This is a genomic window from Paenibacillus taihuensis (assembly GCF_003386535.1).
GTDB classification, from domain to species: domain Bacteria; phylum Bacillota; class Bacilli; order Paenibacillales; family Paenibacillaceae; genus Paenibacillus_Z; species Paenibacillus_Z taihuensis.
In genome coordinates, this window is record NZ_QTTN01000045.1 from 45,008 (window position 1) to 51,415 (window position 6,408).

The 6,408-nt window shown below is 41.9% G+C and carries 4 protein-coding genes and 1 pseudogene; all 5 read right to left on the bottom strand.

Features of this window, described 5'->3' with window-relative positions; all coding sequences use genetic code 11:
• Window positions 1–284 precede the first annotated feature (284 nt).
• The gene (locus tag A8990_RS26545) at window positions 285–1,199 is read right to left on the bottom strand and encodes a phosphotransferase (RefSeq protein ID WP_116192054.1); all 915 of its coding nucleotides are present in this window, start codon (window positions 1,197–1,199) and stop codon (window positions 285–287) included.
• A 135-nt stretch (window positions 1,200–1,334) separates the two neighbouring features.
• Window positions 1,335–2,288 (bottom strand): homoserine kinase, encoded by a 954-nt coding sequence (locus tag A8990_RS26550; RefSeq protein ID WP_116192055.1) that lies wholly within the window; start codon window positions 2,286–2,288, stop codon window positions 1,335–1,337.
• A gap of 282 nt (window positions 2,289–2,570) precedes the next feature.
• The gene (locus A8990_RS26555) at window positions 2,571–3,017 is read right to left on the bottom strand and encodes a GNAT family N-acetyltransferase (protein ID WP_116192056.1); all 447 of its coding nucleotides are present in this window, start codon (window positions 3,015–3,017) and stop codon (window positions 2,571–2,573) included.
• A gap of 229 nt (window positions 3,018–3,246) precedes the next feature.
• Window positions 3,247–3,582: an HIT domain-containing protein gene (locus A8990_RS26560; protein ID WP_116192057.1), complete on the bottom strand. Its 336-nt coding sequence runs from the start codon at window positions 3,580–3,582 to the stop codon at window positions 3,247–3,249.
• 1,074 nt (window positions 3,583–4,656) lie between these two features.
• Window positions 4,657–5,939: pseudogene (locus A8990_RS26565) on the bottom strand (IS110 family RNA-guided transposase).
• Window positions 5,940–6,408 lie beyond the last annotated feature (469 nt).

The following is a 6,408-nucleotide window of genomic DNA, read 5'->3' on the forward strand; positions in this document are numbered from 1 at the left end:
TGCACTCTGGATAATCGCATCATTGAGGCTAGCAGATCGAAACTGGCATAAATATTATCCTACGCTTCTATATGCTGCAATTGGCAATGGGTTATATGAACTTCTTAGTTATAATCATCCACTATGGAAGATGGAGCCAAACGGACTGTTATATTCAATGATTCCCATATTACTGTTTACCTTGATACATAAAGCGGCATCAGAGAAGGCGAATCGTACCTTATCGCGGCCTTTAAACGACAAAATGGTGCCGATAGCCCCATAGCTGCAACGAAATAATGAGCCTAATCCGACAGTGCTCGCATGATGTTGGATTTCGCCTCTGCCGCAATCGCTTCATTCCCGTCATCGACCGCTTGCATCAAGATCAGTACGGGGATGTATACCGCGATCAGCCGCGCCAGCAGCTTCGTTTCCTCGTCCGCTCCTCCGTAAGTTTCGAAAAACACGCCGCGAGCGTAAGGTGGTAAAAAGCTGTAAGCAACGCTCAAATCGCAAGCCGGATGGCCTACGCTCAGATCGCCCCAATCAATGATGCCGGAAACGATCCCGTTCTCATTCACAAGCATATTTTTGAAATGAAGATCGCCATGTAGCAGTACATTCACCGCCTCGACACTGTCCGTTTGCAGCCTGCTAATATACGCTTCGATCACACTGGACTCCTCCGGCGACAAGTGTTCAACCACCTTCGATAGAAAGCCCTCCAATTTCACTTTGCGCGATGCTATGTCCGTCAAGCTTCGATGATCTTGCTGAACTCCGCACTTCAGCGCCGCCTGCACCGGAAACTCATGCAATCTCCGCAAAAATTTCGCCAGCGTTTCTGCCGATAAAACCCGCCGTTCTTCCGTCAAACCGATGGGGAAATCTCCTGGCACGTAGGCATAGCCAAGAAATGGTGCCGGGTATTCGTCACTTGCTTCGCCATAAAACAACGGTTTCGGATAGGGGATGGTCATATATGGCTCCAGCTTCGGCAGCAGCTTCCCTTCCATACGAATTGAGCCAACTGCAATCGTTCTTCTTGGAAACCGGAACACGTACTCGTCACCGATGAGAAAAACCGTATTGTCCCAGCCCCAGCCCAATCGCTTCACTTGCTTCGATGACAGCTGAGGGAATTGTCTGCCGATCAGCGTCCGCGCCTGCTCTTCGTTAACCCCCCACTCCGCATCCCATACATTCGTTCCTCCCATGAAATGTCTGCCTCCTCGTTCCTTACTTTATTTAGACGTTTACATTCCCTGGAAGTTGCGCATAACTGCCCGTCCCTCAATGATGACCGCAATCGAGTTTGCCGGCAGCCTGTTGGTTTTACCCTTTATGATTTTTCATACTTTATTATTAAACAGCTCGTGATAAAACGCTTCTCTGCCTAAAAGATTAAGAAAGTCAATTTTTCTTTTCTCATAAAAATCTTGTGTATCTCCTCTTTCAAAATACCAAACACAATCTATTAGAATACTCAGCTTAAATACATCATATAAATGTCTTTCTTCGATATCGTACAAAGGCCTATGTTGTGAATATTCTGATATGACTTTCTTTGCTTCCAGGATATTAAGATTATCTTCACCGTATTGCCAAGCCCAGTTTGAAATAAGTCCTATTAGATCGAAAAGAAGATATGTGTAGTTAGCATCGTCAAAATCTAATAAGGCGCTAAATTCATCATTGTTATAGAGAACATTTGAAAAGTGAAAGTCTGCATGGCAAATTCCTTTTGGCAATGATTCAGGGAGCTCCAGTTCAAGCAATTCTTTTTCTAGCCATGCCAGCTTATTTTTGGAGTTTATTGTATTGATCCGTTTTGATTCGTGCCTAGCTAGCTCCCGGCAAAACTCGACGCTATAATTCCAGCGGTCATCTTTATGAATAGGTGAATAGTTTTTAGTCAAACTTTGTAGCTCAGCAGCCTTTTGGATCAGTTGCTTCACTTGCTTCTCATTCGGTTCTTCAATGTGTTCACCTTCCATAAACTCAAATAAGACATAGGGCTTCGAATTATGAATACCAGCAAGGTTACCGTCTTTATTCTTGAATGGTGCTGGACAAGGATAATTACAATCTTTCAAAAAGCTGAGCAAGTTCGTTTCAAATAAAACCGAGTTTTCATTGCGGTTTTCATAATATCTAAATACATAATGGCCCGCAGTCGTTTGAATTTTAAGATTCGTTTGTACCGTTCCATTTGTAAAAGGCGTGGAGTCCACGTATGTTCCCAAGTTGTAATTTGAACAGATTTGCGAAAGTTCGTATTCTGAGAAAGTTGTTTTTACAGCCATTTCTTATTCTTCCTTTGTGCTTATTTAGTATTGAGAAAACGGAATACGTTCATCATTTATTTAAAGGGGCTAAACCAAAGTTCAGCACTTAAGTTAGAAATGGGACACTCAAATTTTACCATATTTTTGATTTGACGTGATAATTCAATGATAATTAGCGCTATACTCCCCGTTAACGTAATAATGGCCGCCATAGTGGCAGCCGTTTAAGTATCGTTCCTCGTTTGTTTAATGACAAAAGTAATGTTACCTCTCGATGAATGTGCGTATCCACCAATTTCTTCAAGGTTTTGTCCATTCATACTTTATATCTTCAAGCTGCTCTTCATTGACATTTCCTCTGTCAACAATCATAAATCCGTTTCTCTCATAAAACTTCTGTGCTTTCTTATTGACTTCAAAGGTGTATAAAAATAGTCTACCTTTAGATTGCTGTTTGGCGAGGTTCAGGAGCCTATTCCCTATTCCTCTCCCTTGATATTGCGTATGAACGTATAACTGATTAACCCAATTCTCGTTACAAGCTAGTATGCCTACTACTTGCTTCCCTGAAGCTTCAATTGCAAGGTATACCTTATTATTTTTGACCAAAATGTTATTCAGAAAAAATACATGATCTTCAAAAGAATGTATCGCTACTTGCCCAATCGCTTGTTCCTTGCTCTCTCTCCACATCTTAACCGTTTGTAATGCATAGGAAGGGTCATATTCGATAATTGTAAATTCCATTCGAATTAGCTCCTTTTGTAATATTTATTCATATATACAATTTCGGTTCAAAGGCGGGGTTGCTATGGTGAATATTCACATCAAGCACATGGGCGAAAGTACACTGGAGTAACTTCTGTAATCCGACATTCCAATGAGCCGCAAACGCATGTATCCGTTCAGTATATTCATTCATTCGTCCTTCGTACTTTTTCAATGATTTCATCTGTTGCGCTAAACTGCCCGTTAATCAACCTTTGTTTAATGGCTGACCGAAAACCACGTGAAAATGAAGATGTTTCGAATCTTGGTATTTTCCTAAATTGGTTATTACTCTGCAAGCCCCGTGTTCCGCAACGACTTGCGAAGCTACTTTCTTAACGACATCCATAAGCTCGATTAGAAGAACGTTATCGCCTTTCTCCAAAGTAATCAGTGATGAAATATGCCTTTTCGGAATCGTCACTATGTGCACTGGATAGAATGGACGGGTGTGATGATAAGCAAGTACATTTTCGGTTTCAACTACTTTTTGTACAGGTGTTCGCCCACTTAATACTTCTTCGCAATAAAAATCTTCCGACATATGCGATCACCTCCCGTGCTTGCTTGTATTGTTTTAAACCCACTTCCAATTTTACTCTTTCTAATTCCCTCAGCAGTAATCTGCCTAACTTAATCAATTCGTCAGTCCCGATAAATATATTTATGTTTCCTGTACTTCTGGTTTCATCTATAGTTAAAGTCACTTGTTGTTTTATCTCATTTAGAGTGAAGATATATTGTCTTGGCTCATAATAGCACCTGAAAATTGCTTGTTTTGCCCCTTCTAACATAGATGTTATTGTATAAGCAAGATCACTAATAAAATCAGTTAAATAAGAAATTGATACCTCCAGAATCACCATTAGCAATGATGATTGTACACCATCCTGATTTTATACTTTCAAATCGCAGAGTAATCAAAACCTCAGTCCTCCTGAATTACATTATCCTGCCTGTTCTAGAGCCTACACAGTGAGCAATTGTGCCCGTTCAGCACTCATATTTTCCTAATTATTTCAACGTAAAAGGATCGCTTACCAAAAATATTTGCGGACTTTCAGATTTATCACCAAGACGTATAGGCTTCACAACCCGATACACACCTGCTGGCTGTTATCCTCGCTAAAATGAAATAGGACATATTCCTTCCCTATGTATTCGTATAGTGATTAAGCAATCCTCCCTCTATGGAGAATCACTTTGCTCTTAAATGCTCTCGTTTTCTTAGATTTTGACCAAGTACGCTTCTTTACAGATAACATCTAGATGGAACGAAGTTGTAGATGAAGAAATTTGTGGGGCTGGTAAAGGCGCGAAAAAGTCTCCACCTAGACCACTCTCTGTAAAAAGTGGCTGCTTAGGTAAAGTATGGTTGCACCTTCGGATCTCCACATAAGCTCATGGTGGTCAACCCTCCCACATCTCGCAGAGTCTACGCTCCCACATCTCGCAGAGTCTACGCTCCCACATTCCTTCATTCAACCTGTCCATGAGGTGGAGGTCAGATATGCTGCCCGACAGGATCTTCGTCCGTATGGATAGTGCCTTTCCGACTCATCCGTGCTTCTTGTTATCTGTTTTTCATTACTAGGTCATTATCAAAGGGAACTTTCAATTAGGCTGCTTGCGGTAATTCTGCGAATCGCGGGATATCCTGGATCATTTTATCTTCACTAAACTCATGTCCCTTCTTCAAAATACCGAACAGGATCCGTATGAGTTTGTTACACAACGCGATGAGAGATTGCATCTTTTTGAGCGGATTTATCGTTTGGTGTAGTACTCGTGCAAGGCTCGAAAGGCTGCATTTTTAGCAACCAACGGCATCATCACTCTAAAGAGCAAGGCACGAAGGCGCTTCCGGCCTCTCTTTGTTATCTTGGTTTGTCCTTTATGTGTACCAGATGCATTTGTTTTTAAATTCAATCCAGCGAGCTTCGTTATCTGTTTAGGATGACGGTACTGACTAATGTCACCTACCTCAGCAAGGAATCCTGCGATGGTGTCTCTACCAATCCCTTTCATGGCCAACAATTGCGGCACATGAGGAATTTCTATGAGTAATTCATCCAATCTTCCTTCCAACTCTTCAAGCTTCTTATGAAGCCATTCGTACTGAGTAAGCAAGAGCTTAAGTTCCATTTTTGCCAACTCAGAGCCAGTTCTTATGCCTACTGAACAGCTCGCTGCTTCCTTTAGATTCTTGATCCGACCTAGACCAAGCCCTCGCTTTGCAACCTCTCTCAGGTGCTGTAGCAAGGTTTCGTCCGGTACGTTTACAAGCTCATGTGGTAGTAAATAGAGGCTCAGCATTTGGATGGCAGACTTGCACTCCCAATCCTTAAATACCGTAAGAAACTCTGGAAAGTACCGATCTAGCCAGTTATGGACACGCGCTTGGACTACACAAAGGTCAGTCGTTAGGTGATCGCGAATCTTCATCGCTTCCCTCAATTCCGCATAAATGCCCTGAGGAAGGCTTGGTACAGCGTATCTCCCGTCTTTGACCAGTTGTGCAATGACTTTCGCGTCCTTAACATCATTTTTAGTTGGAGAGTTGTCATCTAACTCTTTGCTTTTCTTCACATGCAGCGGATTTACAACAGCATACTTAACCTGCTTTTCTCTAAGAAAATGAGCAAGGTTCAGCCAGTAGTGGCCGGTTGGTTCCATGCCAACAATAACATCTTGGAAGCCTTGTTCCGTAAGTATCTTCTGATACCAGTTCACAAGTAACTCGAATCCTGCCTGGGTATTTTCAAACGTAATTGGCTTCCCGAACTCGACTCCGCGATTGTCTTGTGCACGAGCAACGTGTTTGTATTTTGCGATGTCTACACCGATAATTAAGGTAGAAGAAGTGATTTGATTAATACGCTCATTTTGATTAAAATTCATGATGTAGTCTCCTTGGTTTGTTTTTGGATCCGGTCGCTGGCGAGCATCTGGGACCCATAAACATCATACCAAGGAGTCTTTTTATTTCTCAAACCTCGTATTTCTTCATAATAGGAATGCTGCCTGTTAGTTGAAAAAACGGCAGCCAATGCTGGCAATGTCATTAAGTTAAGGTGTTGAACCAAATATCTATGCAAAGGAGCAGGTTATCGAAAGATAGCCTGCTCCTTTTTTGCGTGAAAAAGAGTAAAAGAACTTGACAAGCAGTTGAAAATGTGTGGCGAAGCCCCTTGAAAAAACGAGGAGGTTTCGCCCATGAATACGTACGCGAATTCACTAAAACAAAAGCTGACATCCCTTATTCAAGAAATGTCAGCCGCACCAGCACTGTATGTCAAAAACCCCGAAAAAGACTTTACGCGAAAGAAAAAGTTACCCTTTGAAACGGTTATGCAGCTCCTGATCTCAA

Coding starts and splice junctions, on each gene's coding strand:
- A8990_RS26545 (WP_116192054.1), bottom strand. CDS start 1,199: ATGGGAGGAACGAATGTATGGGATGCGGAGTGGGGGGTTAACGAAGAG.
- A8990_RS26550 (WP_116192055.1), bottom strand. CDS start 2,288: ATGGCTGTAAAAACAACTTTCTCAGAATACGAACTTTCGCAAATCTGT.
- A8990_RS26555 (WP_116192056.1), bottom strand. CDS start 3,017: ATGGAATTTACAATTATCGAATATGACCCTTCCTATGCATTACAAACG.
- A8990_RS26560 (WP_116192057.1), bottom strand. CDS start 3,582: ATGTCGGAAGATTTTTATTGCGAAGAAGTATTAAGTGGGCGAACACCT.